The sequence below is a fragment of the Pontibacter rugosus genome (assembly GCF_042678745.1).
In the GTDB taxonomy this organism is placed as follows: Bacteria; Bacteroidota; Bacteroidia; order Cytophagales; family Hymenobacteraceae; genus Pontibacter; species Pontibacter rugosus.
The window spans coordinates 1-1,415 of the sequence record NZ_JBHTLD010000416.1; the positions used below are offsets into that span (position 1 = coordinate 1).

General features: G+C 38.0%; 1 protein-coding gene. It reads right to left on the reverse strand.

Annotated features, from left to right (window positions below):
- Positions 1–327: 327 nt before the first annotated feature.
- Positions 328–1,415: mechanosensitive ion channel family protein (locus ACFQ2O_RS21630; RefSeq protein WP_377532985.1), on the reverse strand; the 1,088-nt coding region annotated here is incomplete at its 5' end.

Genomic DNA, 1,415 nt, shown 5'->3' on the forward strand with positions numbered 1-1,415 from the left:
AATGGTTGCAGTTGAACATAACTTTTATAAATTTGAACATTATTTGAGAAGGAGATATGCAGATGAATCAGAAAATTACGCGTTACATGCACTTGTTAGTGGCTTTAGTTGCATTCATAAGCAGCGATAAGTAAAATATTTACCTTACAGATAGGAGGTACTGATCTTATAAGTAGTTCTATACTCTCTTACCGCATCTTCCTGATTATACTGCTTCATAATTGAGAAAAGATATTCCTCGCCTACATAAGGAGGTGAGACTTCTTATATTAAAAAAAGCCGCTGTACATTGTTGCACAGCGGCTTTTTTAATTTAGCATCGAAATTTTACCTGTTGTGTGGCGCTGGCGTTGCTTCTTTTTCCTGTTCCTGATTCGCCCAAAAAACAGTACGTGTTGGAAAAGCAAAGTCTATTCCTATAAGTTCAAACTCTTTGAAAATTCTTAGATTTATCTTTTGTTGTACATCCATGTACACGTTATAATCTGATGAAAGTACATAGTAAACAATTTCAAAATCTAAACTTGAGTCGCCATACGATGAGAAGTGTGCACGGTCGTATCGTGTAGTTTCCTGCTCATCTATTATAGTTTTAAGCAGAGCAGGTATTTCCTGTAGCGTTGCATAAGGAGTTTGATACGTTACTCCGATTTTGAATAAGATGCGGCGCTGCTCCATACGTTTGTAATTATGGATGCGCGAGTTTGTAAGGTCAGAGTTAGAAAACACAAGCTGCTCTCCCGATAAGCTTTTAACACGGGAAGTTTTTACTCCTATTTTATCTACAACTCCTGCTTTCTCATCTATCACTATAAAATCACCTACTTCAAATGGCCTGTCAAAGAAAATCACAAAGTAGTTAAAGAGGTCACCTAGTATATTTTGTGCGGCCAGAGCTACAGCTATACCACCTATACCAAGTCCAGCCACCACAGTAGTTACATCATAGCCCAGGTTATCTAGCAGTGTCAGGAGCCCTATACCCCAGATTATGATGTTGATGATGAGCATTATGCCACCCAGCTGCTTTACTTTTTCCTCCCCATTGTCCTGCCCATGGATGTAAGCGCGTAGCATTAGCAGAATTGTAGAAGATAAGAGCCGAATAACTAAAATAGTGATGGCGACCGTTGTAGCAAGTACAACAATGTTGTGCAAACGCCTTGGCAATAGCAGATAATCTAAGGCTATGTAAACGACAGCAATATAAAGTGCCGGTATTCCATAGCGGTAAACACTTTCAACCAGGAAATTATCAATATTAGTATTTGTTTTTTGTGCTAATCGAGCAATACGGGTAAGGATAGATCTTTTAAAAAAACCGATGATCAAAAAACCAAGAAGGATAAACCCTACAGCGATCAGATAATTTTGAATGGTGTTATGAAAAAACACTTTGTCAAGAATATCATTCA